The organism is Pseudomonas sp. CAN1, from assembly GCF_030462585.1.
Lineage (GTDB): Bacteria > Pseudomonadota > Gammaproteobacteria > Pseudomonadales > Pseudomonadaceae > Pseudomonas.
Window position 1 is genome coordinate 522,952 of sequence record NZ_JASMRU010000001.1, and the last position, 26,050, is coordinate 549,001.

At 66.9% G+C, this 26,050-nt stretch carries 22 protein-coding genes; 9 read left to right on the plus strand and 13 right to left on the minus strand.

What is annotated here, in order from left to right; translation table 11 throughout:
* Positions 1–5 precede the first annotated feature (5 nt).
* Positions 6–1,010, plus strand: coding sequence for a hypothetical protein (locus QO207_RS02460; RefSeq protein WP_301479226.1), 1,005 nt, complete (start codon positions 6–8; stop codon positions 1,008–1,010).
* Here the strand turns inward: QO207_RS02460 and QO207_RS02465 are convergent.
* Both QO207_RS02465 and QO207_RS02470 read right to left on the minus strand, forming a co-directional pair.
* Positions 992–2,326: a sigma-54 dependent transcriptional regulator gene (locus QO207_RS02465; protein ID WP_301479227.1), complete on the minus strand. Its 1,335-nt coding sequence runs from the start codon at positions 2,324–2,326 to the stop codon at positions 992–994. The two genes, QO207_RS02460 and QO207_RS02465, sit on opposite strands and share 19 nt — an antisense overlap.
* Positions 2,323–4,086, minus strand: a complete 1,764-nt coding sequence (locus QO207_RS02470; RefSeq protein ID WP_301479231.1) for an ATP-binding protein — start codon at positions 4,084–4,086, stop codon at positions 2,323–2,325. The genes QO207_RS02465 and QO207_RS02470 overlap by 4 nt, the downstream gene beginning before the upstream one ends.
* A 104-nt stretch (positions 4,087–4,190) precedes the next feature.
* Between QO207_RS02470 and QO207_RS02475 the strand changes: the two genes are divergently transcribed.
* Both QO207_RS02475 and QO207_RS02480 read left to right on the plus strand, forming a co-directional pair.
* A complete protein-coding gene (locus QO207_RS02475; RefSeq protein WP_301479233.1) occupies positions 4,191–5,069 on the plus strand; it encodes an alpha/beta fold hydrolase in 879 nt (292 codons plus the stop codon).
* A complete protein-coding gene (locus QO207_RS02480; RefSeq protein WP_301479235.1) occupies positions 5,066–5,455 on the plus strand; it encodes a hypothetical protein in 390 nt (129 codons plus the stop codon). Before QO207_RS02475 ends, QO207_RS02480 begins: the two co-directional genes overlap by 4 nt.
* A gap of 6 nt (positions 5,456–5,461) precedes the next feature.
* Here the strand turns inward: QO207_RS02480 and QO207_RS02485 are convergent, their stop codons facing one another.
* Positions 5,462–5,953, minus strand: coding sequence for a DUF3301 domain-containing protein (locus QO207_RS02485; protein ID WP_301479236.1), 492 nt, complete (start codon positions 5,951–5,953; stop codon positions 5,462–5,464).
* Between the two features lie 120 nt (positions 5,954–6,073).
* On the opposite strand from QO207_RS02485, the gene pdxY reads away from it, so the two are divergent.
* Positions 6,074–6,943, plus strand: a complete 870-nt coding sequence (pdxY, locus tag QO207_RS02490) for a pyridoxal kinase PdxY (RefSeq protein ID WP_301479238.1) — start codon at positions 6,074–6,076, stop codon at positions 6,941–6,943.
* A gap of 406 nt (positions 6,944–7,349) precedes the next feature.
* On the opposite strand, the gene QO207_RS02495 is transcribed toward pdxY, so the two are convergent.
* The 6 genes from QO207_RS02495 to QO207_RS02520 all read right to left on the minus strand — a co-directional run bounded on the left by QO207_RS02495 (position 7,350) and on the right by QO207_RS02520 (position 14,527).
* Positions 7,350–7,934, minus strand: a complete 585-nt coding sequence (locus QO207_RS02495; RefSeq protein ID WP_301479241.1) for a YqaA family protein — start codon at positions 7,932–7,934, stop codon at positions 7,350–7,352.
* Positions 7,935–7,938: 4 nt separating this feature from the next.
* A complete protein-coding gene (gene ybaL / locus QO207_RS02500; RefSeq protein WP_301479242.1) occupies positions 7,939–9,642 on the minus strand; it encodes a YbaL family putative K(+) efflux transporter in 1,704 nt (567 codons plus the stop codon).
* A gap of 209 nt (positions 9,643–9,851) precedes the next feature.
* A complete protein-coding gene (locus tag QO207_RS02505) occupies positions 9,852–10,331 on the minus strand; it encodes an acyl-CoA thioesterase (protein ID WP_138213582.1) in 480 nt (159 codons plus the stop codon).
* 202 nt (positions 10,332–10,533) lie between these two features.
* Positions 10,534–11,292, minus strand: coding sequence for an SDR family NAD(P)-dependent oxidoreductase (locus QO207_RS02510; protein ID WP_301479244.1), 759 nt, complete (start codon positions 11,290–11,292; stop codon positions 10,534–10,536).
* A gap of 349 nt (positions 11,293–11,641) precedes the next feature.
* Positions 11,642–13,009 (minus strand): glutamine synthetase family protein, encoded by a 1,368-nt coding sequence (locus QO207_RS02515; protein WP_301479246.1) that lies wholly within the window; start codon positions 13,007–13,009, stop codon positions 11,642–11,644.
* A 123-nt stretch (positions 13,010–13,132) separates the two neighbouring features.
* The gene (locus tag QO207_RS02520) at positions 13,133–14,527 is read right to left on the minus strand and encodes an aspartate aminotransferase family protein (protein WP_301479248.1); all 1,395 of its coding nucleotides are present in this window, start codon (positions 14,525–14,527) and stop codon (positions 13,133–13,135) included.
* A 127-nt stretch (positions 14,528–14,654) separates the two neighbouring features.
* On the opposite strand from QO207_RS02520, the gene QO207_RS02525 reads away from it, so the two are divergent.
* The 3 genes from QO207_RS02525 to lepB all read left to right on the plus strand — a co-directional run bounded on the left by QO207_RS02525 (position 14,655) and on the right by lepB (position 16,869).
* Positions 14,655–15,443 carry an SDR family NAD(P)-dependent oxidoreductase gene (locus QO207_RS02525; RefSeq protein WP_301479250.1) on the plus strand — a complete coding sequence of 263 codons (789 nt, stop codon included), beginning with the start codon at positions 14,655–14,657 and terminating at the stop codon, positions 15,441–15,443.
* A gap of 73 nt (positions 15,444–15,516) precedes the next feature.
* Positions 15,517–16,182, plus strand: coding sequence for a GntR family transcriptional regulator (locus QO207_RS02530; protein WP_301479252.1), 666 nt, complete (start codon positions 15,517–15,519; stop codon positions 16,180–16,182).
* 123 nt (positions 16,183–16,305) lie between these two features.
* Positions 16,306–16,869, plus strand: coding sequence for a signal peptidase I (lepB, locus tag QO207_RS02535; RefSeq protein WP_301479254.1), 564 nt, complete (start codon positions 16,306–16,308; stop codon positions 16,867–16,869).
* 29 nt (positions 16,870–16,898) lie between these two features.
* Here lepB and QO207_RS02540 read toward each other — a convergent pair whose 3' ends face one another.
* From QO207_RS02540 to QO207_RS02550, 3 genes are all read right to left on the minus strand, one after another.
* Complete coding sequence (locus tag QO207_RS02540) at positions 16,899–17,111, minus strand: YgdI/YgdR family lipoprotein (protein ID WP_301479255.1); 213 nt, start codon at positions 17,109–17,111, stop codon at positions 16,899–16,901.
* A 103-nt stretch (positions 17,112–17,214) separates the two neighbouring features.
* Positions 17,215–17,616 carry an SMI1/KNR4 family protein gene (locus QO207_RS02545; protein WP_205338258.1) on the minus strand — a complete coding sequence of 134 codons (402 nt, stop codon included), beginning with the start codon at positions 17,614–17,616 and terminating at the stop codon, positions 17,215–17,217.
* A 191-nt stretch (positions 17,617–17,807) separates the two neighbouring features.
* Positions 17,808–18,692, minus strand: a complete 885-nt coding sequence (locus tag QO207_RS02550; RefSeq protein ID WP_301479257.1) for a Tim44 domain-containing protein — start codon at positions 18,690–18,692, stop codon at positions 17,808–17,810.
* A 260-nt stretch (positions 18,693–18,952) separates the two neighbouring features.
* Here QO207_RS02550 and QO207_RS02555 point away from each other — a divergent pair, with 260 nt between their 5' ends.
* Positions 18,953–20,713: a cation:proton antiporter gene (locus tag QO207_RS02555; protein ID WP_301479259.1), complete on the plus strand. Its 1,761-nt coding sequence runs from the start codon at positions 18,953–18,955 to the stop codon at positions 20,711–20,713.
* Positions 20,714–20,828: 115 nt separating this feature from the next.
* Here the strand turns inward: QO207_RS02555 and uvrD are convergent, their stop codons facing one another.
* The gene (uvrD, locus tag QO207_RS02560) at positions 20,829–23,009 is read right to left on the minus strand and encodes a DNA helicase II (RefSeq protein WP_301479261.1); all 2,181 of its coding nucleotides are present in this window, start codon (positions 23,007–23,009) and stop codon (positions 20,829–20,831) included.
* 176 nt (positions 23,010–23,185) lie between these two features.
* On the opposite strand from uvrD, the gene QO207_RS02565 reads away from it, so the two are divergent.
* A complete protein-coding gene (locus QO207_RS02565; RefSeq protein ID WP_301479262.1) occupies positions 23,186–26,029 on the plus strand; it encodes an EAL domain-containing protein in 2,844 nt (947 codons plus the stop codon).
* The last annotated feature ends 21 nt before the right edge of the window (positions 26,030–26,050 follow it).

Consider the following 26,050-nt stretch of genomic DNA (forward strand, 5'->3'; position numbering starts at 1 on the left):
CGACCTTGCAGCAGAACCCCTACATCGTCCCGCGCGCCGGGTTGGCAGAAGACTCCGGCAGTGACACGCCGGCGCTGCGCCAGCCCTATCTGCTGGCGCTGGCCCTGTTCGTGGCGGGCATCAGCGCGCTGCTGGCGAGTTCCCTGCTGCAGGGTTTTGCCGGTGTTCCTGTGGGGCAAGTACTGCGGGCCGTGCCGGGCCTGCTTGGCCCCTGGCTGACTTCGCTGTTGATCAGTAGCGCAGTGGCGGTGCTGTTCATGCAGGCCCAGCGCGAACGTCATGCCATACGGGAATTCCGCCCCTTCGCGCTGATCGTCGTGGTGTTCCTGCTGTTGTCGGGTGCTGCCGTCGAATGGCTGGCCGGCTTGCTGCGGGACTCGGGGCGGGAATTCGCGTTGTGGCTGGCGGATGTCGCCAATCTGATGGGGCTGGTTTCGCCCCTGGCGTTCCTCACCAGCGCCGCGGTGCAGGCTGGGATATGCCTGCTTCCGCTGTGGCTGGTGTTGCTGCTGACTCGCTCACGCTGTGTGCGGCAGCCGTCAAAAGCGTTGCTGCCGATTGCTCGCCTGCACGTCGCCTTTGGCGTGGCGCTGGGCTTTGCCGCGATCACCGGCAAGCTGCTCTCGGGGCTGGCGCGGCTGTTTCTTGCCAGCAAGGTCGGTGCCTGGGGCCTGGCCCTGGAGATTGCGGCCTGGGCGGTGCCCTTCGCGCTGGTGCTGGTCGGTGTGCTGCGGCAGTTGCCACCACAGGTTCCACGCTATGCCGCCGGGCGTGTCGTGCTGGCCGCATTGACCATCAGCCTGGGTTGGAGCTTCAGCGTGGTGTTGGTGGAGCTGGTGGGCTACGTGCTGCTGCAGGAGCCGCTCGGGCGTCTGCAGGCGGCCAGCGGCCTGCCTGTGTTGCCCCTGCTGGCGATCCTTGTGGCGTTGCTTCTGCTGGCCAGCTGGACGTTCACTGGCGCGCGCTGGCTGCCGGGGCGCAAGCGCCGGGCTCAGTCCTCGCCCAGGTAATCCCCGCGGCTCAGTCCGTGGCGCTGCATCTTCTCGTTGAGGGTGCGGCGCGGCAGGCCGAGCAGTTCCATGACTGCCTTGATGTCGCCCTTGCACTGGCCCAGCGCCTGGCGGATGCACTGCGCCTCGTAGGCTTCCATGCGTTCGAACAGGCCGTTGCCGGCCGGCTCTTCCGGTAACTCGGCACGGTCGAGGCCAAGCACGTGGCGCTCGGCAGCGTTGGCCAGCTCGCGCACGTTGCCCGGCCAGTCGTGGGCGAGCAGGCGCGCCAGCTCACTGGCGGAGAGCGGCGCGGCCTCGCGACCGAATTTTTCGCTGGCCAGCAGCGCGTAGTGCTCGAACAGCAGCGGGATGTCCTCGCGGCGTTCGCGCAGCGGCGGCAGGCGCAGCTCGGCGACGTTCAGGCGGTACACCAGGTCCTCGCGGAAACGCCCGGCGCGGGCTTCTTCCAGCAGGTCGGGCTTGGTCGCGGCAATCACCCGCAGGTCCACCTTGATGCTCTGGTTCGAGCCCAGGCGTTCCAGCTGCTGTTCCTGCAGCACCCGCAGCAGCTTCACCTGCTGGGCCAGCGGCATGCTCTCGATCTCGTCGAGGAACAGGCTGCCGCCGTTGGAATGCTCCAGCTTGCCGATGCGCTTGCCCTGGGCGCCGGTGAAGGCGCCGCTTTCGTGGCCGAACAGTTCGGTCTCGAACAGCTGCTCGGGAATTGCCGCGCAGTTCAGCGCGACGAAGGGCTTGCCGGCGCGCGGGCCGAAGTCGTGCAGGCAGCGTGCGACCAGCTCCTTGCCGCTGCCGGTGTCGCCACGGATCAGCACGTTCACCGGGGTGCCAGCCAGCGCCATGATCTGCCGACGCAGGGTTTCCATCGGGCGCGAGACGCCGAGCAGGCGCGATTCGATCTGGTCCTTGAGCGCCGCCTGTTCGCGCAGCTGGCGGTTCTCCTGCACCAGCCGGCGCTTTTCCAGGGCGCGGCGCAGGCTGTCGAGCAGGCGTTCGGGAGTGAAGGGTTTCTCGATGAAGTCGTAAGCGCCCTGGCGCATCGCCTGCACCGCCATGGGCACGTCGCCGTGGCCGGTGACCATGATCACCGGCAGGTCGCGGTCGATCTGCTGCAGGCGTTCGAGCAGGGCCAGGCCATCGGTGCCGGGCATGCGCACATCGCTGATGACCACGCCGGGCAGCTCGCGGGACACACTCTTCAGGCACTCGTCGGCGCTGCTGCACAGGCGCACCTCGAAGCCGGAGAGTTGCAGCCACTGCTGCACGGCGTCGCGGATGGCGGCTTCGTCGTCGACGAAGAGGATGGTCTCGCTCATGGTCTTCCTTCTTCGCGGGCGGCCGGCAGGCTCAGGCGGAACAGCGCACCGCCGCCGGGCTGGTTGGCAGCGCCGAGGCGCCCGCCGAGTTCGTGGACGATGCCATAGGATACCGCCAGCCCCAGGCCCAGTCCTTCGCCCACCGGCTTGGTGGTGAAGAAGGGGTCGAAGACGCTGGCCAGGTGGGCTTCGTCGATGCCGGCGCCGTTGTCGGCGACTTCCAGGCACCAGTGCTCGCCGTCGAGGCGCAGGGTCAGGCTGATCTGCGGCTGGTCGCTGCTCGCCACGGCGTCGAGGGCGTTGCGGACCAGGTTGACCAGCACCTGTTCCAGGCGGATCGCATCGCCCAGCACCCAGGCCGGCAGGTCGAGGTCCTGGCGGATCGCGACGCCTTCGGCGCGGGTGCGCACGGCCAGCAGTTGCAGCGCCTGTTCGATCACGTGGCCCAGTTCGATGCGTTCGCGCAGGCCGCCGGGGGTCTTGCGGGCGAAGGTCTTCAGGTGGCCGGTGAGCGCGGCCATGCGTTCGAGCAGTTCATCCACGCGCACCAGCGCGGCGCGGGCGTCGTCCTGGCGGCCGGCGTCGAGCAGCAGGCGCACGCTGGCCAGCTGCATGCGCTGGGCGGTGAGCGGCTGGTTGATCTCATGGGCCAGCGCGGCAGACATCTGCCCCAGCGCGGCCAGCTTGGCGGCCTGCACCAGGCCGTCCTGGGCGGTGCGCAGGGCGGCGGTGCGCTGCTCGACCAGGCGCTCCAGCTCCTCCTGGTTGCGCTGGCGCAGCAGAGCCAGACGTCGGCGCTGCTGCAGCCAGAGCACGAGGAAGACCAGTGCCAGCCAGACGCCGGCAGCAGCGAGGCGTGCGCTGGTGACGTCGGACTGCACGCCGTGGGGATTGCGCAGCAGGTGCAGGGTCCACTCGTCTTCCGGCAGGCCGACCGATTGCCAGAGGTAGTCGCCGCTGATGTCCTGGCCGTCGACGCGGACCATGCGCGCATGCTCGCCGAGGGTTTCCAGCGTCCGGTGCGGCAGCGCGCTGAGCGGCTGCCGGTGGTACTGGCGGGTGTCGGCCATTTCGGCGCGGGCCACGGCATCCAGCGGCATCAGCTCGCGGTAGCGCCAGCGTGGGTGGTTGGCGAGGAACACCACGCCCTTGCTGTCGCTCACCAGCACCACGTCCGGGGTCTGGCTCCACTGCCGTTCCAGGTCGGGGAACTCCAGCTTGACCACGATGGCGCCGAGGAAGGTGCCATCGTCGTCGCGCAGGGCGTTGGACAGGAAGTAGCCGGGAATCCCGCTGGTCACGCCGACCGCGTAGAAGCGCCCGGCGCCCTGGGCGATGGTCTGGCGGAAATAGGGGCGGAAGCCGTAGTTGTGGCCGACGTAGCTGACCGGCAGGTTCCAGTTGCTGGCGGCCACGGCGAGGCCGCTGTGGTCCAGCAGCTCCAGGGTCGAGGAGCGCGCCGCGCCGTTGATCTGCTGCAGCTTGAGGTTGAGCCGGTGCTGCAGCTCGCCGGTCACCGGGCCGCGCATGGCGGCGCGCAGTTCCGGGTCCAGCGCGAGGACGGCGGGAATGCTGCGGAAGCGCTCGATCAGGGTGTGCAGGGAACTGGCGTAGAGGCCCAGCTGCTCGTGGGCGGCTTCGGCCTCGGCGAGCAGTGCCCGCTGTCGCGCCTTCTCGCCGGCCCAGAACACCGACAGCACCAGCCCGGCCAGCAGGAGCAGGCAGATCAGCAGCAGGCGAAGGGGGCGGGTAGGCGACATGTTCGACGGGGTTCGACCAACGGTCGGCGACAATAGCACGACCGCGCGCTGGTCCGGCGGCCTGCCGCCTCGCTACACTGCCGGCATCCCGATGGAGAGCTTCGATGCAGTTGTCGTCCTGGACCCACGAAGGGTCCGCCGGTTTCACCCTGCGCGGCTGGCGCAGCGAGCCCAGCGGCAAACCGTTGCTGCACTTCCTGCATGGCAACGGTTTCTGCGGCCGCGCGTACGAGCCGATGCTGAAAGTCCTGGCCCAGGATTTCGACCTCTGGCTGTGCGACGTGCAGGGTCACGGCGACAGTGATCATGGCGGGCGCTTCCACGGCTGGAACCGCAATGCCGAGATGGCGGTGGAAGCCTTCCAGGCCGGCAGTCAGCAGTTCGGCGACGTGGCGCACTATGCTGCCGGGCACAGCTTCGGTGGCGTGCTCACCAGCCTGATTCTCGGTCGCCATCCCGAGCTGTTCTGCCGCGCCGTGCTGCTCGACCCGGTGCTGTTCACCCCCGCGATGATCGGCGTGATGGCGCTCTCCGAAGTGCTCGGTCTGCACAAGCGCCGCACCATGGTGCAGAAGGCGCGCGCGCGGCGCAGCCAGTGGCCGGACCGCGAGGCGGCCTACGCCGGCCTGCACGGCCGCGGCATCTTCAAGGGCTGGACCGACGCGGCGCTCTGGGCCTACGTGGAGAACGCGATGAGACGCACCGAGGTGGGCGTCGAGCTGAAATGCCGGCCCAGCCGCGAGGCGGAGATCTTCAGCTCCTTCCCCAAGCGCCTGTGGCCGTCGCTGAACAAGGTGGTGACGCCGACCCAGGTGCTGTTCGGCGAACGCACCTACCCCTTCGTGCCCAAGTCGGTGGCGCGCTGGTGTGCCGCGAACACGGTGGTAAGCGGCCAGTGCGTCGACGGTGGCCATTGCTTCATGCAGGAATTCCCCGAAGACAGCGCCGAGCGCGTGTCGCGCTTCCTGCTGGGCCACGAATGAACGACCCGGCCCGCGAGTCCGTCTGGCTGGCGTTGTCCGAGCTGTGGCTGGATACCGAGCCGAGCGAGACGGACATCAACTACATCGCTCGCACCCTGGCGGTCAGCGATTTTCCCCTGGACGAGCTGGAAGCCATCTATCGCCTGGAAGTGGTCCCGGTGGTCTACCCCAACGCCCTGGCGACCGCGGGTGAGTGGACCGGCTTCGATCCCGACTGGCTGTTCGAGAAATGCCGGCGCAATCAGCAGCGCCGCGCATCCTTCCTCTATCGCTGGCGTTGCCGACTGTTGAGCAGGACGGTGGGTGCGCTGATGAACGAGCCGCTCCAGCAGGTGCTGGTGCGAGTCGTCGAATTGCGTGAGCTGACTGAAGACGAAACGAGCTGAAGCCGCTCAGTCGCCGACCTTCTTGCCCTGGTGCGCGCGGCGCCATTCGTCCAGGCGCACCACTTCGCCACGGGGGCGTGGTGGCGGCGGAGTGTCGTCGAACACTGCGTCGATGATTTCCTCGTCCACCGGGGCGGCGGCGGGATGGAAGGTGGCGACCGGGGAAACCGGTGCGCGCTGCTCGGGCTCCATGCGGAACGGCGCCAGCTCGACGCGGCCCAGGTGCTGGCCGAACATTGCGATGCTGCCGGCGTAGCGTTCCTGCCCGGTGGCGGTGAACTCGAAGGCGTACTCGCGGGCCAGGCGCAGGTTGCCGCGGCCGTCGCGCTGGAAGCGGAAACGCTGCAGGGCCATGGCGTCATCCAGCAGCTCCACGCCCTCTCGCGCGCAGTGCTGCTTGGCCAGGGCCAGCGCGCGTTCGCGGATGCCATGGGCACGCCACCACCAGGCGGCGCCGGCAATGACCAGCATGAAAATGAATAGATTGCCCAGGTCCACTTCGGCTTCCTCGGAATCGGCGCACCAGCTTACTCACTCCACTGCCGGGCGGCGAGTGGCGGATGTTCACAGCGTGTGAATTGCGCCCCATACTGGCCCATTCTGCAACAGGACACCGTTATGCCGCGCACTCCCCACGTTCTCGCCATCCAGTCCCACGTCGTCTTCGGCCACGCCGGCAACAGCGCTGCCGAGTTCCCCATGCGACGCGTCGGGGTGAACGTCTGGCCGCTGAACACCGTGCAGTTCTCCAACCATACCCAGTATGGCCACTGGACGGGCCAGGTGCTGCCGCCGGAGCAGATTCCCGCGCTGGTGGACGGCATCGCCGCCATCGGCGAGCTGGGCAACTGCGACGCGGTGCTCTCGGGCTACCTGGGCAGTGCGGCGCAGGGCCGCTCGATCCTCGAAGTGGTGCGCCGCATCCGCGAGGTCAACCCGCGCGCCGTGTACCTGTGCGACCCGGTGATGGGCCACCCGGAGAAGGGCTGCATCGTCGCTCCGGAAGTCAGCGAGTTCCTCCTCCACGAAGCCGCCGCCGTGGCCGACTACCTGTGCCCGAACCAGCTGGAACTGGACAGCTTCTGCGACCGCCAGCCGACCTCCCTGGAAGACTGCGCGGCGATGGCCCGTGGCCTGCTGGTGCGTGGCCCGAAGGCGATCCTGGTGAAGCACCTGAACTACCCGGGCAAGCCGGCGGACGCCTTCGAGATGCTGCTGGTGACCCTCGACGAAACCTGGCACCTGCGCCGCCCGCTGCTGGCCTTCCCGCGTCAGCCGGTGGGCGTGGGCGACCTCACCTCCGGGCTGTTCCTCGCCCGCCTGTTGCTGGGCGATGACCTGCGCAGTGCCTTCGAATTCTGCGCCGCCGCCGTCCACGAAGTGCTGCTGGAAACCCAGGCCTGCGGCAGCTACGAGCTGGAGCTGGTGCGCGCCCAGGACCGCATCGCCCATCCGCGGGTGAAGTTCGAGGCGGTGAAACTGGGGTGATTCACCGACCTCCCTTGCCGGAACGACGGTCTTTGTCTGTTACCTGGTACCGGGGATCTCCCTCTCCCTAACCCTCTCCCTGAAGGGAGAGGGGACTGTCCTGAGCTGCAGGACAGCCAGAAGCTCGCCGGTTGACTCTGTGGCGCTGCTGGACGCCGGACGGCTCCCTCTCCCTTCAGGGAGAGGGCTGGGGAGAGGGCAAGCGCTTGCGCCGAGGCCCGACCTGTAGGAGCGAGCTTGCTCGCGAACAGATTAACCGGCAGCTCTGGCGCTGGGCGGTTCGCGAGCAATAACGATGGCGTCCCCCTCGCTCCTACACACAATCCCGCCTGCCGCCTGCCGCCTGCCGCCTGCCGCCTGCCGCCTGCCGCCTGCCGCCTGCCGCCTGCCGCCTGCCGCCTGCCGCCTAAAGCATGTACTTGCCTAGCAGCAACCCGCCCACCACCATCGCGGTGAGCACGCCGAACGCCAGCCCGAGGCGTTTCTCGATGGCTTCGCGCAGAGCCGGGCCGGCCCAGAACAGCAGGGCGCAGGTGGCGGCGAAGCGCAGGGTGCGCGCCACGATGCTCAGGCCGATGAACAGCCAGAGGTCCAGCTGGGTCACCCCGCTGGTGAGGGTGATCAGCTTGTACGGCAGCGGGGTGAAGCCGCCGCCCAGCAGTACCATCAGCCAGCCGAGCTCGTTGTAGCGCTCGGCGACTTCGGCGAAGTTTTCCTGCAGGCCGTAGAAGCCGAGGATCGCCTGCCCCACCGTCTCGAACAGCAGCAGGCCGATGAAGTAGCCGGCGATGCCGCCGAGTACCGAACTGATGATGCAGATCGCCGCGTAGCGCCAGGCCTTGGCGCGGTTGGCCAGGACCATGGGCACCAGCAATGCGTCCGGCGGGATGGGGAAGAACGAACTCTCGGCGAAGGTCACCCCGCCCAGCGCCAGCTCTGCCCGCGGATGGCCCGCCAGGCGCATGGTCCAGTCATACAGCCGGCGCAGCATGGCGTCAGGCCGACTGTGGCAGGTGGTCGTCGCTGGCCGCCGGGGCGGCGCCCTCGCGTTCGACCCGCTCGACCATGCCGCGGGCGATCTCGCGCTCGCCCATGATCACCAGGCTGGCGCCGTTCTGCTCCAGGTAGTCCACCTCGGCGTCGAAGTGGGCGCGGGCGATGATGTCCAGGCTCGGGTTGATCGCCCGCGCGTGGCTGGCAATAGTGCCGGCCTCGAAGCCGTTGGGGATGGCGATCAGCAGCCAGCGCGCCGAGGTGATGTTGGCCTGGGCCAGAACCTCGGGGTTGGCGGCGTTGCCGACCACCACGCAGAGACCGTGCTCACGCAGTTCGGCGGCTTTCTCGCGCTTGTCCTCGATCACCACCACCGGGACCTTGTCCTGGCGCAGGCGCTCGCTGACCAGCGCGCCGACGCGGCCGTGGCCGATGAGGATCGCGTGGTTCTCCTCCAGCACCGGCGGCGGCAGGTCCTGGGCTTCCACCTGGACCACGCCAGGGTCGCTCTCGGCCTTCTGCTCCTGGCGCGCCTGCAGGCGGTCGATGGCGATGAACAGCAGCGGGTTGACCAGGATCGACAGGATCGCGCCGGCCAGCACCAGGTCGCGGCCGGCTTCGGGCAGCAGGTTCAGGGTCACGCCCAGGCCGACCAGGATGAAGGAGAACTCGCCGATCTGCGCCAGGCTCGCGGCGATGGTCAGCGCGGTGCTGTTGGGGTGGCCGAACATGCGCACGATGACGTAGGCCGCCACCGACTTGCCGAAGACGATGACCAGGAAGGTCGCCAGCACCGGCAGCGGCTCGTGGATCAGGATCGCCGGGTTGAACAGCATGCCGACTGAGACGAAGAACAGCACGGCGAAGGCGTCGCGCAGCGGCAGCGAATTCTCGGCGGCCTCGTGGCTGAGCTCGGACTCGTTGAGGATCATCCCGGCGAAGAACGCGCCGAGGGCGAAGGACACGCCGAAGATCACCGCCGAGCCGTAGGCGATGCCCAGGGCGATGGCCAGCACGGCCAGGGTGAACAGTTCGCGCGAGCCGGTCTTGGCCACGCGCTCCAGTACCCAGGGCACGAAGCGGCGGCCGCCGAGGATCATCACCGCGACGAACGCGGCGACCTTGCCCAGGGTCAGCAGGATCGGCATCAGCAGGCCGCCGTCGCCACCGTCGGAGGTGCCGCCCAGCGAGCCGGCCAGCGCTGGCAGCAGAACCAGGGTGAGGACCATGGCGAGGTCCTCGACGATCAGCCAGCCGATGGCGATGCGCCCGCGCTTGGTGTCGATCAGCTGGCGCTGCTCCAGCGCGCGCAGCAGTACCACAGTACTGGCCACCGACAGGGCGAGGCCGAAGACCAGCCCGCCGCCGAAGTTCCAGCCCATCATCCAGGCCAGGCCCAGGCCGAGCAGGGTGGCAACGCCGATCTGCACCACCGCGCCGGGGATAGCGATGGCTTTGACTGACAGCAGGTCTTTCAGCGAGAAGTGCAGGCCGACGCCGAACATCAGCAGGATCACGCCGAGCTCGGCGATCTCCGTGGACAGCGCCTGGTCGGCGACATAACCGGGAGTGAAGGGGCCGGCGAGCACGCCAGCGAGCAGGTAGCCCACCAGCGGCGAGATACGCAGGCGGTTGGCCAGGGCGCCGAGGACGAAGGCCAGTACGAAGCCTACGGCTAGGGTGGTCAGTAGTGGGGTGTGATGCATGGTCTGGGCTCCGGGCACTCAGGGAGCGACCGGACTGCGCATCAGCACCGGGTCGCTCGACGGTGGGTCACGGGGGCAAACCCGCGTATGAAAAGTTTAGGCGTAGTAATCAATTCCTACCTTGCTTTCACGCAAGGGTAACCTGTTGACGCATTAGGAAATTTCCACGACACGCAGGATTTCTTTTCAGGAAATGTCGTGAACGTCGCTTATTCGTCGCGAAGCTCTTTGTAGCGCTGTTCCAGCTCCTGGCGAATCTGCCGACGTTGTTGCGCCTGGGCGAAGCGGCGTTTCTCGTCCTTGGTCTGCGGCACCAGTTGCGGAACCTCGATCGTCTTGCGGTCGTCGTCCAGCGCCACCATGGTGAAGAAGCAGCTGTTGGTGTGGCGCACGGATTTCTCGCGGATGTTCTCGGTGACCACTTTCACGCCGATCTCCATGGAGGTGCGGCCGGTGTAGTTCACCGAGGCGAGGAAGGTGACCAGTTCGCCGACGTGGATCGGCTGGCGGAAGATCACCTGGTCCACCGACAGGGTCACCACGTAGTAGCCGGCGTAGCGGCTGGCGCAGGCGTAGGCGACTTCGTCGAGGTACTTGAGCAGGGTGCCACCGTGGACATTGCCGGAGAAGTTGGCCATGTCGGGGGTCATCAGGACGGTCATGCTGAGCTGGTGGTTGCCAGGTTCCATGGAATTCTCTTCGGAATCATCTTGGGAAAAGGAAAGGGCCTAACTCTGGACAACCAAAGCGCGGCGGGCGACACAGTTTTTTCTATACCGCCGATTGGCGCCCGGCACCAGTGGGCCATTTACCAATGGCCTTTCCGTCGTTCGATCAACGCCAGAAACGAAAACGGGCGACCCCTGGCCGCCCGTTCGTGTAGTTGCCGGCTCAGCGCCCGGCGGAGAGGCCGAAGTCGATGGCCAGGTCCGCGCCGGTGATGGCTTCGGATTCCGGCTTGCACAGGTACCAGACCAGCTCGGCGACTTCCTCGGGACGGATGAAGCGGGCCACCTTGCCCTGAGGATAGTCTTTCAGCAGTCCGAGTTTGTAGGCCGCCGGATTGCCCTGGCCGTAGCGCTCGGCCTGGTAGTCGAGCATCGGCGTGGCGATATCGGCGGGGGAGATGGCGTTGGCGCGTACGCCGGACTCGGCCAGTTCCAGCGCCAGGGTGCGGGTCATCATGGTCAGCGCCGCCTTGCTCGCGCAGTAGGCCGCGGAGCCGCGATAGGCCTGGCGGCCGGAGTCGCTGGAGATGTTGACGATGCAGCCGCGGTTCTCCTTCAGGTACGGCGTCGCCGCCTGGCACATGTAGAAGGCGGCCTTGAGGTTCACCCCCATCACCAGGTCGAAGTCGTCTTCGTTGAAGTCTTCCACCGGGCCTTCGCGCCAGACGCCGGCGGCGTTCACCAGGGCGTCGAGGCGGCCGGTGCGGGCGAGGATATCGGAGACCAGGCTGTGGCAGTTGTCGGCGCGACGCAGGTCGCCGACGGCGGTGGCGTCCAGCGGAACCTGGGCGTTGAGCGCGTGCAGGCCGGCCTTGTCCACGTCGGTGGCGGCGATGCGCCAGTGGCTTTGGGCGAAACGTTTGGCGATGGCTTTTCCGAGGCCACCGGCGGCGCCGGTGATCAGTACGACAGGAGTGCTCATTGTCTACGGGTTCTCCCTGCCTGAGAGAGGACGGCGGCCGGCAGGCAGTACCGGCGGCGCCGCTTTGAACACGGGGCGCGTATGCGCCCCGTGCAATTACAGACCAAGAAAAGACCAGATTCTTCAGTCTGACAGGGTAAATTTTTCGTAAGGCTGTCGTGTGTCAGCGGGTGAGTTGAACTGATCGAGCCTACGGAAAGAGCAAAGGCCCCTCACCCTAACCCTCTCCCGGAAGGAGAGGGAACTGAATGGTGCGGGATGAAACTGCGCAATCAGCCGGCACGGACGGCCCCCTCTCCCTGAGGGAGAGGGCTTGGGTGAGGGGGAAGCCCTGGCACCGAGCTACCAATCACGCGTGGTGCAGATACCAGCGCCAATCCTGCTCGCCGACCTCGCCCATGAACTGGCGGAACTCCTCCCACTTGATCGCCAGGAACACCTTGAGGAATTCCTCGCCCAGCGCCTCGCGGGCCCAGGTGGATGCTTCCAGCGCGCGCAGCGCGGTGAGCCAGTCGGTGGGGAGGAACTCGGTGGCCTGTTCGTAGCCGTTGCCGACGATGGGCGCGCCGGGGTCGATCTGTTCGCGGATGCCTTCGTGGATAGCCGCAAGGATCGCCGCCGCCGCGAGATATGGGTTGGCGTCGGCGCCGCAGATGCGGTGCTCGATGTGCCGGCTCTTGGCCGGGCCGCCGGGCACACGGAACGACACGGTGCGGTTGTTCACGCCCCAGCTCTTGGCCAGCGGCGCATAGCTGTTGGCCTGGAAGCGGCGGAAGGAGTTGGCGTTGGGGCAGAAGATCGCCAGGGAGTCCAGCAGGCGCGCCATCATGCCGCCGACGGAGTGGCGCAGCAGCGGCGTGCCATGGATGTCTTCGCTGGCGTAGAGGTTGTTGCCCTGCTCGTCGGCGAGGCTGACGTGCAGGTGCATGCCGGAGCCGGCTCGGTCGCCGAACGGCTTGGCCATGAAGCAGGCCTGCAGCCCGTGCTTGTTCGCCACGCCTTTCACTAGGCGCTTGTAGCGCACGCCTTCGTCGATGGCCTGCATCACGTCGAAGCGGTGCTCCAGGGTCAGCTCGACCTGGCCCGGCGCATACTCGGAGATCGCCGTGCGCACCGGCAGGCCCTGGACTTCGCAGGCGGCATAGAGGTCGTCGAGGAACGGCTGCAACTGCTCCAGCTCATAGACGCCATAGACCTGTGGCGCTTCCGGGCGGATGCCGTTCATCTGCATGGCCGGCTGCGGGCGACCGTGGGCGTCGCGCTGCTTGTCCAGCAGGTAGAACTCCAGCTCCACCGCCATCACCGGGTGCAGGCCGTCGGCCTTCAGCCGGTCGACCACGCGCGACAGCGCCTGGCGTGGGTCGGCCGGGGTGGCGGGCAGGCCCTGGGTCGGGTGCATGCTCACCTGCAGCTGGCCGGTGGGGCTGGTGCGCCAGGGTTGCAGGGTAAGGCTGCCGGGCAGGGGGTAGGTCCAGCAGTCGGCGTCGGCCACTTCCCAGACCAGCCCGGTGCCTTCGACGTCCTCGCCCTGCACGGTCAGCGCGAGGATCGAGCTGGGCAGCGGGCGGCCGTTGTCGTAGATCGCCAGCAGCTCGTCGCGGTGCAGCAGCTTGCCGCGCGGGATGCCGTTGGAATCGATGATGAACAGTTCGATGCTGCGCACGTCCGGGTGGGCGGCGAGGAAGGCTTCGGCTTCCTGTCGATCGGCGAATTGCATGGTGGTCCTCGGTGGCGCGGTGCGCCGGAATTGTCTTTGCGTAGGAGCGGACTTTGTCCGCGATCCGCCGTCAGGCGGCGAAAAGCATCGCGGACGGAGTCCGCTCCTACGTATTCCTGGAGATCAGGCCGTGCGAGCGCCGGGAATCGCCAGCAGCTCGGTGATGCCGGCATCGAGGGTCTCGATCAGGCGATCCACGTCTTCGGCGGTGGTGTCCGGGCAGCACAGGGTCATGTTGTGGAACGGCGTGATCAGGATGCCGCGGTTGATCAGGTACAGGTGCAGGGCCATCTGCAGCTCGTCGTGGAACGCCGCCTCGGCCTCGGCGCCGGTGCGCGGGGATACCGGGCAGAACTGGAACTCGCTGCGCGCGCCCAGCTCGGTCACCGACCACTGCAGGTCGTGCTTGGCGATCAGGCGGCGGAAGCCATCGGCAAGTCGCTTGGCCAGCGGCAGCATATGGTCGTAGGCCGCCTGGGTCATCACCTGCTCCAGGTTGGCGCGCATGCAGTGCATGGCCAGGGCGTTGGCCGAGAGCGTGGTGCCCATGCCGCTGTGGCCGTGGCCATGGCTGTCTTCCTGGGCGCTCTGCCGCGAGGCGGCCATGCGTTCGGCCATCTCCGCGCTGCAACCGAAGATGCCGCAGGGCACGCCGCCGGCGATCGGCTTGCCGACCACGAAGAAGTCCGGGTCGAGATTCCACAGCTTGGTGCAGCCACCGATATTGGTGGAGATGGTGTGGGTTTCGTCGATGATCAGCAGCGAGCCGTACTTACGCGTCAGCTCGCGGCACTTCTGCATGAAGTCCGGATCGGGCAGGACCATGCCGATGTTGGTCATCGCCGGCTCGCACAGCAGGGCGCAGACGTCGCCCTGGGCCAGCGCGGCTTCCAGTGCTTCGACGTCGTTGAACGGAATCGAGCGGCTGTGCTGGGTCAGGTCATAGGCCTGGCCGACCAGGCCGGAGCGGTGCACGGTCTCGCCGTCGCGGTAGCGCACCATCACGTCGTCTACGGTGCCGTGGTAGCAGCCGTCGAACACCAGCAGGGTCTTGCGTTTGGTCACCGCACGGGCCCAGCGCAGCACGTAGCGGTTGGAGTCGGTGGCGGTGGCGGTCACCTGCCAGTAGGGCAGGCCGAAGCGCGCGGCGAGCAGTTCGCCGCAGACTACGGCGTCTTCACCGGGAAGCATGGTGGTCAGGCCGCGGGCGCCCTGTTCGGCGAGGGCGCGGGCAATCGGCGCCGGCGAGTGGCCGAACATGCTGCCGGTGTCGCCCAGGCAGAAGTCCACGTAGTCATGGCCATCAACGTCGTGGAAGCGGGCGCCCTGGGCGCGTTCGACGAACAGCGGGCAGGGCGTGGACCAGTCGGCCATCCAGTGCATCGGCACGCCGGCGTACAGCGACTTGTGCGCGCGCTCGGCAAGGGCGACGGACTTGGGATTCTGTTCCAGGAAGCGCTGGCGCTCGCGGGCGGTGAAGAGATCCACGGCCTGTTGGGCGATTCCGCTGGCGGTCATGTTGCACACCTCGTTTGTTATTTCGCACATCTTCCATTTGTGATCACAAAAATGTCAATACAGCGGATCGACTGCCTGATAATCTGCCCTGTAACGAATTCTGTGATCACAGATTGGGAAGATACCCATGAGCGATGTCACCAGTGAGTCCGACTGGGCCGGCCAGGTCGCCCTCGTCAGCGGTGCCGGCAGCGAGTCCGGTATCGGCTTCGCCAGCGCCCGCCGGCTGGCGCGCAATGGCGTGAAACTGCTGCTCACCGCCAGCAGCGAGCGCATCCTGCAGCGGGCCGAGGAGCTGCGTGCCGAAGGCTTCGAAGCCCGTGCGCTGACCGCCGACCTGACCTGCGAGGACGACGTCCGCGCCCTGGCCGAATGGGCGCAGGCGCAATGGGGAAGGGTAGACGTGCTGGTGAACAACGCCGGCATGGCCATGCAGGGCAGCGCCGAGCCTTTCGCCGAACTGGCCGCGATGGACCTGACGACCTGGAACCTGTCGCTGGCGCGCAACCTGACCAGTGCCTTCCTGCTCACCCGCGCGCTGTTGCCGGGGATGCTGGAGCGCGGCTACGGGCGCATCGTCAATGTCAGCTCCACCACCGGCGTGCGCGCCAGCAATCCGGGCGAATCCGCTTACAGCGCGGCCAAGGCCGGGATGCTCGGCATGAGCATGGGGCTGGCACTGGAAGTGGCGCGTCGCGGGGTGACGGTGAACAGCGTGGCGCCGGGCTGGATCGCCACCGGCTCCAGCAGCGAAGAAGAACTCCACGCCGGACGGCGCACGCCGCTCGGCCGCTCCGGGCGACCAGAGGAGGTGGCGGCCGCCATCGCCTTCCTGGCCTCGCCCGAAGCCAGCTACATCACCGGCGAAGTGCTGGTGGTGGATGGCGGCAACTGTCTGATCGAGAACAAGGGATAAGCAAGATGAAACACGACTGCAGCCTGACCTTCGCCCAACTGCCGGCGCCGCCGGCCGGCCGGGAGTAATCGCGATGGCCGACAACCTTCAGGAACAGCTGTACCAGAACCTGCGCCAGGCCCTGCTGAGCGGGCGCTTCCAGCCCGGCGAGCGGCTCAAGATCCGCGACCTGGCCGATGAATGGGGTACCAGCCCGATGCCGGTCCGCGCCGCCCTGCAACGGCTGGTAGCCGAGGGTGCGCTGGAAGGCGAGCCGCAGCGCTCGCTGCGGGTGCCGGTGATGACCCGCGAGCGCTACCTGCAGATCCTGCAGGTGCGGCAATCCCTGGAGGGACTGGCGGTGGAGGATGCGGCCCGGCACCTCAAGCCCGCCGACCTGGCGCTGCTGCGCGATTGCACCGAGCGCATGGAAAGTGCGCTGAACGGTCGTGACGTCCATGGCTACCTGGAAGCCAACAGTCTGTTCCACCTGACGCTCTACCGCGCCTGCGGCAACCCCACGCTGCTGCGCATGATCGAGGCGCTGTGGCTGCAGGTCGGGCCGTTCTTCAACCGGTTGTTCACCGAGGCCGACCTGTCGCTGCGTCTCAACGACTTCCACGAAGACGCTCTGCAGGCGCTGGAACGGGGCGACGGCGCGGGCGCGCGCAAAGCCATCGAACAAGACCTGGGCTACTGCGGGCAGTACCTGCTCAACCTGCTGGAGCTGGAAAGCGGAGCACGCCTGGGCGCGCGTTGACTCTGGTACGAGTCGGTCGGCGGCTTCGGAAATGGCGTATCTGCCTATCGGATGCGTCTGCTGGCAAATAGGAGATGGCAGAGCGAAATTCTCCGGCCATTTCCCAGCTTCGAGATCACCTGCGTGAAATCCCCTTTCTGGCGGACCATGGCCGTGCTGGCCTGCCTGCTGGTCGGCCTGTACATCCTCAACCCCCTCGGCGTGCCGAGCCAGGACCCACGCCTGCGCCTGCTCGGCGGCTCGACCTTTTCCATCCGCTCGTCGTCGATGACACCGGGCCTGCAGCCGGGCGACTACATCCTGGTCAGCGCTGCCAGCTATGCCTTCAGCGAGCCAGCCGACGGCGAGGTCGTGGTGTTCCGCCCGCCGAGCGACCCGGCGCAGATCTATATCAAGCGCATAGCCGGACGCCCCGGAGATCGCTTGAGGATTTCCGCTGGGAAGCTGTTCGTGAATGACCGGGAGATCACCCAGCCTTACCTGGATGCACGACAGAACCGGCGCGAGGACTCACTCCGGGTTCAGGAACAGGTCGTCCCCGAGGGGCAGTACTTCATGCTCGGTGACAACCGCGACAACTCCCTCGACAGTCGCTACTTCGGCTACGTGCCGCGGGCGAACCTGATCGGCCGCGCTGCGTACGTCTGGTATGCGAACGACACGGGGCGCATCGGCCCCTTGCACTAGCGTTCAGGCGCGGCACGGCTGGCGCTCTTTCACGGCGTCTTGATGAAGCGGACATTGTCCTTCTTGATCAGGATCGTCTCGCCGTTGAGCTGCTCGAATTCGTAGTAGTCATTGTATTTGTCGTAGTCGGAGTGATCCTTCACCAGGACTTCGCTGCCATCCTGCAGCGTCACCACGGCCTTGTCGGCGCATCCGGCGAGGCCGAGCAGCAACAGGCAGGTGATCAAGGCTTTCAACTTCATAGTTTCTCCACGGGGCATCGTACCCGCCCGGGCAGCAAGGGCTGGAGGTACGCTGGGTTGCCTGTGTGACCATGGAAGTTTCAGGAAATTCCGACACCCCCCTTCAAGTATCGAGCCATACGTCGCGTGCCCAGGTCCACACCGAGTCCCAGGTTTCCTCGGTGAGTTCACCATCGGCCCAGAGGATCACCTCGCCGTCCTCGGCCACCGCGTAGTAGTCGTCACCATCGGCGCAGAGCGGGATCAGCTCGCGCGGCAGGCCACTGGCCCAGGCCACGGCGGCGACTTCCGGCAGGTAGGTATGGGATTGCGGATCGGTCGCCGTCACCGGTTCCAGGCGGCCATAGACCACGTCGCTGACCAGCAGGAGGAACTCGCGGAATTCCGACGGAATGCCGATCAGCAGGGCTTCTTCGATTTCCACCAGCAGTTCTTCGTCCGGCAGTTCCAGCGGTACCGGCACCGGCTCGTTCGCTTCACGCAACTTCTCGATCACATCTTCCACAGGCGGGGCCTCTCTACATTCGACGGTTGGCGCGCTTTATACAGTAGTAGCCGGCCATCCGCGCAAGACCACTGCGCGAGCGCCGTCCGGACGAGCGGCGGGCCCGCGGGGAACACTGCGCTGCCTTGCCGGTAGGGACGACGGAAACGAAAAAGCCCGGCAATCGCCGGGCTTTTTCAACACGCGCAGGATCAGTTCTGGCGGATGCCAGCCACCAGCCAGGGCTGGTTCTCGCCCTGCGGGCGCTCCATGCGCCAGCTTTCGCTGAAGGGCTCGCCCTGGTCGAAACGCGAGGATTTCGACACGCCGCTGAAGGTCAGGGTGGCGATGGTCTTCTCGGCCTGGTCGTCCACGCCTTCGAGCTGCACATCGAGGTTGTCGATGTAGGTGGACTGGTAGCCGTCGCCCAGGTCAGCGCGCTCCTGCTTGAGGAACTGCAGCATCTGCGGGGTGACGAACTCGGCGATCTTGTCCATCTCGTTGGAGTCCCAGTGCTGCTGCAGGGACATGAAGTGCTCGCGGGCAGCGGCGACGAAACGGGTCTCGTCGAACCAGCTCGGCGCGTTGATCACCGGGCGGCTGTCCATCACCGGACGGGAAGCACCACCGAAGATCGACGGCGTGGCGGCCGGCATTTCACGCTGCATCGGCGCATGTCCACCGGCCATGGCGGGCTGGTTGCCCTGCTGCTGGCGGCGACGGGAAGCGATGAAGCGGAAGGCGATGAATGCAATCAGCGCGATGATCAGGATGTCGAGGAACTGCATGCCCTGGAAGCCGTCGCCCATGAACATGGAGGCGAGCAGGCCACCGGCGGCGAGGCCGGCCAGCGGGCCGAGCCAGCGCGAAGCACCGCTCTTGGCAGCGGCGCCGGCAGCGCCTGCGGCGGCACCGGTTGCGGCCGGGCCGGCGGCAGTCGGGGAATTCGGGGCGGCGTTGGGTGTCGCCTGGCGGGTCTGGTGGCTTGGCGCCGAGCCCATGCTCTTGCCACCACCGAAACGCTTGGCGGCGTTGACGTCGAGGCTGAGCGTCACGGCGACACAGAAGGCCATGGCAAGGCTGAGAAAGCGCTTCATGGTTGTCATTCTCTTGGTTGGTATACGACGCACGTCATGTTGCCGACCGATGCCCTAGAGGGCCAGTCGGATTTTGTTTCGTGCTGTTGCCCTGTCACGGGCCGGGCGTCTGATATGGGGGCAGATGAATCCCTTTCCAAATCAGTCTGTTACTGATTCTTTCAGAACCGCCTGTCGGAGGACTCGGATGGTAGGCTTCGCTGAGCGAGGCCGTCAGCCGCGCGATCCCCCTGACCAGCTCGCCGCGAGGACCGCCGACCATGCATGCCATCGACTTCATCCAGGACCTCGCGGTGATCATGCTGATCGCCGGCTTCGTCACCATCCTCTGTCATCAGTTCAAGCAGCCGGTGGTGCTGGGCTACATCATCGCCGGGGTGATCATCGGTCCGCACACCCCGCCCTTCGCCCTGGTGCACGACGAGGAAACGATCAAGACCCTCGCCGAGCTGGGGGTGATCTTCCTGATGTTCTGCCTGGGGCTGGAGTTCTCCCTGCGCAAGCTGTTCCAGGTCGGCGCCACGGCGTTCATCGCCGCCTTCCTGGAAATCACCCTGATGATCTGGGCCGGCTTCGAGATCGGCCGGCTGTTCGACTGGAGCACCATGGATTCGCTGTTCCTCGGCGCGATCCTGGCGATGTCCTCCACCACCATCATCATCAAGGTCCTGGGCGACCTGAAGATGAAGAACGAGCGCTTCGCCCAGCTGATCTTCGGCGTGCTGATCATCGAGGACATCCTTGGCATCGGCATCATCGCGCTGTTCTCCGGCATCGCCGTGAGTGGCTCGGTGGAGGCTGATCAGGTGTTCTCGACGGTCGGTAAGCTCAGCCTGTTCATGGTCGTCGCGCTGGTCGTCGGCATCCTGCTGGTGCCGCGCCTGCTGGCCTACGTGGCGAAATTCGAAAGCAACGAGATGCTGCTGGTGACGGTGCTGGGGCTGTGCTTCGGCTTCTGCCTGCTGGTGGTGAAGCTGGAATACAGCATGATCCTGGGCGCCTTCCTGATCGGCGCGATCATGGCCGAGTCGCGCCAGCTGATCCAGATCGAGCGCCTGATGGAGCCGGTGCGCGACATGTTCAGCGCGATCTTCTTCGTCGCCATCGGCCTGACCATCGATCCCAAGGTGCTGGTGGACTACGCCGCGCCGATCCTGGTGATCACCCTGGTGGTGGTGGCGGGCAAGTTGATCTCCTGCGGCGCCGGCGCTTTCATCGCCGGCAACGACGGGCGCACCTCGATGCGCGTGGGCATGGGCCTTTCGCAGATTGGCGAGTTCTCCTTCATCATCGCCGCGCTGGGCATGAGCCTCGGCGTCACCAGCGACTTCCTCTACCCGGTGGTGGTCGGCGTGTCGGCCATCACCACACTGCTGACGCCCTATCTGATCCGCTCGGCCGACCCGTTGGCGCTGTACCTCGGCCGTAGCCTGCCGTCGCCCATGGTGCGGGTGTTCAGCCTTTACGGTGAGTGGTTGCGCAGCATCAAGCCGCGCGGCGACAAGGCGATCCTCGCCGGGATGATCCGCCGCATCCTGCTGCAGGTCGGGGTCAACCTGACCCTGGTGATCGGCATCTTCTTCAGCCTGGCGTTCTTCGCCGACCGTCTGTCGCAGTGGCTGGCGCAATTCGTCGAGCACGACGCACTACACAAGGCGCTGATCTGGGGCGCCGCATTGCTGCTGTCGTTGCCGTTCCTGATCGCCGCCTACCGCAAGCTCAAGGCGCTGGCGATGCTGCTGGCGGAGATGGGCGTGAAGGCGGAAAGCGCCGGACGCCACACCGCCCGTGTGCGCCGGGTGATTTCCGAGATGATCCCGCTGCTGTCGCTGGGCGGCATGATGCTGCTGCTGGCGGCGCTCAGTTCGAGCATCCTGCCGCCGGGCGAGCTGCTGGTGGTGGTGGCGCTGATCGCCGCGCTGGTGATCGCGGTGTTCTGGCGCTGGTTCATCCGCGTGCACTCGCGGATGCAGGTGGCGCTGATCGAGACGCTGGAGCAGAACGGCGGCGGGCATCACTGAGCCCGTTGCTGAGCCGGGCGTAGGAGCGGACTTCGTCCGCGATGTTCCGAGCTCGCTGTGAGCTATCGCGGACGGAGTCCGCTCCTGCGCATATCCGTGCGGCGGTGCCGGGCGGTCAGATCGCCTCCAGCTTCGCGTACCCCATCATCAGCCACTTGCTGCCCTCGCTGTCGAAGTTCACCTGCACCCGTGCCTGGGCGCCGGAGCCTTCGAAGTTGAGGATCACGCCGTCGCCGAACAGCGGGTGGCGCACGGACTGGCCGAGGCTGAACGGGGTGTCCGGTACGCTGGCGCCGCTGAACAGGTTGCCGCTGCGCTGGTTGCCCGACAGCGGCCGGCTCACCGAGTTGGACAGGCGCACTTCCTGGATCAGGCTCGGCGGGATTTCGCGGACGAAGCGCGAGACCTTGTTGTAGGTCTCGCTGCCGTACAGCCGGCGGGTTTCCGCGTAGGTCATGACCAGGCGGTGCATGGCGCGGGTGATGCCCACGTAGGCCAGGCGGCGTTCTTCCTCCAGACGGCCGGGATCTTCCAGGCTCATCTTGTGCGGGAACAGGCCTTCTTCCACACCGGCGACGAACACCAGCGGGAATTCCAGGCCCTTGGCGCTGTGCAGCGTCATCAGCTGCACGCTGTCCTCGAAGGCGTCGGCCTGGGTGTCGCCGGACTCCAGCGCGGTGTGGTCGAGGAAGGCCACCAGCGGCGGTGTGTCCTCGTCGTCCGAAGTCTCGAAAGCGCGGGCGGCGCTGACCAGTTCTTCCAGGTTTTCCACCCGGGCCTGGCCTTTCTCGCCCTTCTCTTCCTTGTGGTAGGTGATCAGGCCGGACTGCTCGATGACGATCTGGGTCATCTGGTGCAGCGGCATGCCCTCGACCTTCACCGCCAGCAGGTCGACGGTTTCCAGGAACCCGTTCAGCGCGCTGGCGGCGCGGCCGGCCACGGCCTTGGCGGCGATCACGTCGTTGATCGCGCGCCACATCGAGGTGCCGTTGTGGCGGGCGGCGTTGCGGATCGCCTCGACGGTCTTCTCGCCGATGCCGCGCGGCGGCACGTTGATCACCCGCTCCAGCGCAGCGTCGTCGTCGCGCAGGCGGATCAGGCGCAGGTAGGCCAGGGCGTTCTTGATCTCGGCGCGCTCGAAGAAGCGCTGGCCGCCGTAGATGCGGTAGGGAATCTTCTCGCGCAGCAGCGCCTCTTCCAGCACCCGGGACTGGGCGTTGGAGCGGTAGAGGATGGCGATTTCGCTGCGCTTGAGGCCGTCCTTGCGCAGGGCGTCCTCGATGGTCTCGACGATGTAGCGCGCCTCGTCGTGCTCGTTGAAGCCCGAGTACAGGGTGATCGGGTCGCCGTCGACGCCGTCGGTCCACAGTTCCTTGCCCAGGCGCCCGCTGTTGTTGGCGATCAGCGCGTTGGCGGCCTTGAGGATGGTGCCGGTGGAGCGGTAGTTCTGCTCCAGGCGGATGTCCTCGGTGCCGGCGAAGTCATCGCCGAACTGCTGGATGTTCTCGATCTTCGCGCCGCGCCAGCCGTAGATCGACTGGTCGTCGTCGCCCACCACCATCAGGCTCTCGCCGCCCTTGCCGAGGAAGCGCAGCCAGGCGTACTGCACGGCGTTGGTGTCCTGGAACTCGTCCACCAGGATGTGGCGGAAGCGCCGCTGGTAGTGCTCCAGCAGGCTCGGGCGGTCGCGCCAGAGGTCCAGCGAGCGCAGCAGCAGCTCGGCGAAGTCGACCACGCCGGCACGGGCGCAGGCCTCTTCGTAGGCCTGGTAGACGCTGACCATGGTCGCCAGATACAGGTCGCCGCCGGCCTGGATGTTCTGCGGGCGGTTGCCCTCGTCCTTCTGGCCGTTGATGAACCATTGCGCCTGGCGCGGCGGCCAGCGCTGCTCGTCGAGGCCCAGCTCGCGCACCACGCGCTTGACCAGGCGCAGCTGGTCGTCGCTGTCGAGGATCTGGAAGTTCTCCGGCAGCCCGGCTTCCTGCCAGTGCGCGCGCAGCAGGCGGTGCGCCAGGCCATGGAAGGTGCCGACCCACATGCCGGCCGGGTTGATCCCCAGCAGCTGCTCGATCCGCGCGCGCATCTCGGCGGCGGCCTTGTTGGTGAAGGTCACGGCCAGGATGCTGTGCGGCGAAGCGCGCTCGACCTGGATCAGCCAGGCGATGCGGTGCACCAGCACGCGAGTCTTGCCGGACCCGGCACCGGCGAGTACGCGCTGGCGCCCCAGCGGCGCGGCTACGGCCTGGCGCTGCGGGTCATTGAGGGAGTTGAGCAGGTAGGAGAGGTCATCGTTCATGGGACGGCATTCTACCGACGGGCGGTTTTCCCCGGCAAACCCGCCCGCTGTCCGGCGTCTTCCCGACGAAAGTTGGGCGGGCACGCAGCCAATTGCCATCATCCTGCTTGGGTGGGGCTACCTCCTCGGGTATGCTCCGCCGACGCCTAGGCCTGAAACCTACAAGAAAAACGCCTATGACCGCTTATGTAGAGCCTTCGGCGATCCCGGTGAGCCATGCCGAGATCCGCCAGCAGTACGCTCACGAAATTGCCGTCGAACGCACCCGCCTCCTCTATCAGGGCTCGCGGGTGCCGACCCTGCTCATGCTGCTCAACGGCCTGGCCTGCGCCGGGCTGCTGTGGGATTACGTGCAGCCGGGGCTGCTGGCCGGCTGGCTGGTATGGCTGGTGCTGCTGGCCGTGCTGCGGCTGATCCAGGTATCCGCCTTCAACGCGGCTTCCACCGAGCGCCAGGCCAGCCCGCACTGGCAGCGCACCTTCCTGTTCGGCGCCGGCGCTTCGGGGCTGACCCTGGCCTTTGCCGCCATCGCCCTGGTGCCACCGGACGCCTTTCTCCAGCAATCCCTGGTCTTCGGCCTGATCGCCGCGGCCATCCTGTCGGCCAGCGTTGCCTACGCGGTCAGCCTGCCGGCGTTTCTTACCTTCTCCTTGCCCTGCCTGTTCCCGTCCATTGCCTATTTATTGATCAGCGAGAATCCGCTGCAGCAAGGCTGGGGTGTGCTCGGGGTAATCCTGCTGGCTGCGCTGCTGGTGGTCGCCTGGCAGATTCACCGGCTGGTGCATTCCGGCCTGCTGCGACGCTTCCAGGCCCAGGCGCTGGTGGCGCACCTGGAGCGCGCCAAGGCGCAGACCGAGGCGCTGAACCAGGACCTGGAGCATGAAGTCGAGCAGCGCCGCCGCGCCGAACGCGAACTCTGCCGAGCCCGCGATGCGCTGCAGGAGCGGGTGGAGGCGGGCAGCGCGCAGCTCAGCCACACCGAAGCGCGCCTGGCCCTGGCGCTGGAAGCCAGTGAACTGGGCCTGTGGGACTGGAACCTGTTGACCGACGAGGTGCACCACTCGCACCTGGAAGAAATCTTCGGGATCACCCAGGACGCGGTGAAGAGTGTGCGCAACGACCTGCGCCCGCGCCTGCATCCCGACGATCTGCCGCTGCTGCGCCGCGCGCTGGTCGAACACCTGAAGGGCCGTACCGACGGCTACCGCATCGAATACCGCGTGCGCCACGCCGATGGCCACTGGGTCTGGGTCGAGGACCGCGGCCGGGTCATGGAGCGCGATGGCGAGGGGCAGGTCACGCGGATGGTCGGTACCCGCGCCGATATCTCCACCCGCAAGCTGCGCGAAGAGGAACAGCGCCTGGCCGCCACGGTGTTCGAGGCCGCCAGCGAAGGCATCATCATCCTTGACCCGGATTACCGCCTGATCGCCATCAACGAGGCCTTCACTTCACTGACCGGCTACCGCCGCGACGAGCTGCTCGGGCACAACGTGGCGCGCCTGATGGGCTCGGCGGAAAGCCTGCGGCGCTACCAGTCGATCCGTGCCGAGCTGGAGCGCCAGGGCACCTGGCAGGGCGAGCTGATCGAGACGCGCAAGAACGGCGAGCTGTACCCGCAGTGGCTGCAGCTCAACGTGGTGCGTGACAGCCGTGGGCAGGTCGCCCATGTGGTCGGCTTCTTCGCCGACCTCACCGCCCGCCGCGATGCCGAGGAGCGCCTGCGCTACCTGTCGCACTACGACGAACTCACCGGCCTGGCCAACCGCACGCTGTTCAAGGAACGCCTGCACGAGGCCAGCCAGCGCGCGCGCCAGGAAGGCCGCACGGCGGCGCTGCTGCTGATCGACCTGGATCGCTTCAAGCTGCTCAACGACAGCCTCGGCCACGAAGTCGCCGACCAGCTGCTGCGGCAGATGTCGCGGCGCATGACCCAGACCGTGCCCGAAGCCGACACCATCGCCCGGCTGTCCGGCGACGAGTTCGCCGTGCTGATCGATTCCTACGCCAGCCTCGCCGCGCTGGCGCGGCTGTCCAGCCGGCTGCTGGCCAAGCTGCGCACGCCGATGACCGTGGGCGGCCACGAACTGGTGGTCAGCGCCTCGGTGGGCATCAGCCTGCTGCCGGAAAACGCCTGGGAAATCTCCGCGCTGATGAGCCAGGCGAACATGGCCATGCAGCACGCCAAGCACCTGGGCGGCAACACCTTCCAGTTCTTCACCGACAACCTGCAGGCCTGCACCCTGGAGCGCCTGCAGCTGGAAACGCGACTGCGCAAGGCCATCGACGAAGGCCAGCTGGACGTGCACTACCAGCCCAAGCTGAACCTCGCCAACGAACGCCTGGATAGCGCCGAAGCGCTGGTGCGCTGGCATCACCCGGAGATGGGCATGGTGCCGCCCAGCGATTTCATCGGCCTCGCCGAGGAGACCGGGCTGATCGGCGCCATCGGCGAGTTCGTCCTGCGCCGCGCCTGCCAGCAGGCCCGCGCGTGGCAGAAGCAGGGGCGCGAATTGCGGGTCTCGGTGAACCTCTCGGTGCACCAGCTGCGCACCGGCAATCTGGTCGACCTGGTGCGTACCGTGCTGGAAGACACCGGCCTGCCGCCGCACCTGCTGGAACTGGAACTGACCGAAAGCCAGCTGCTGGACAACGTCGAGAGTGTCTCCACGACCTTCCGCCAGTTGCGCGAGATGGGCGTGAAGCTGGCCATCGACGACTTCGGCACCGGCTATTCCTCGCTCAGCTACCTGAAGCGCTTCCCGGTGGACTACGTGAAGATCGACCAGACCTTCATCCGCGACCTGTCCGAACGCGGCGAAGACGCGGCCATCACCCGTGCGATCATCGCCATGGCGCACAGCCTGGAACTGAAGGTGGTGGCGGAGGGCGTCGAGCAGGCCGAACAGCTGCGCTTCCTGCGCGCCCACGGTTGCGACGAGATTCAGGGCTACCTGATCAGCCAGCCGCTACCGGCGGAGAAGTGCCTGGCGCTGCTGGAGAGAAGCGACCGGCACTGAGCGCGCCGGCCGCACGGAACG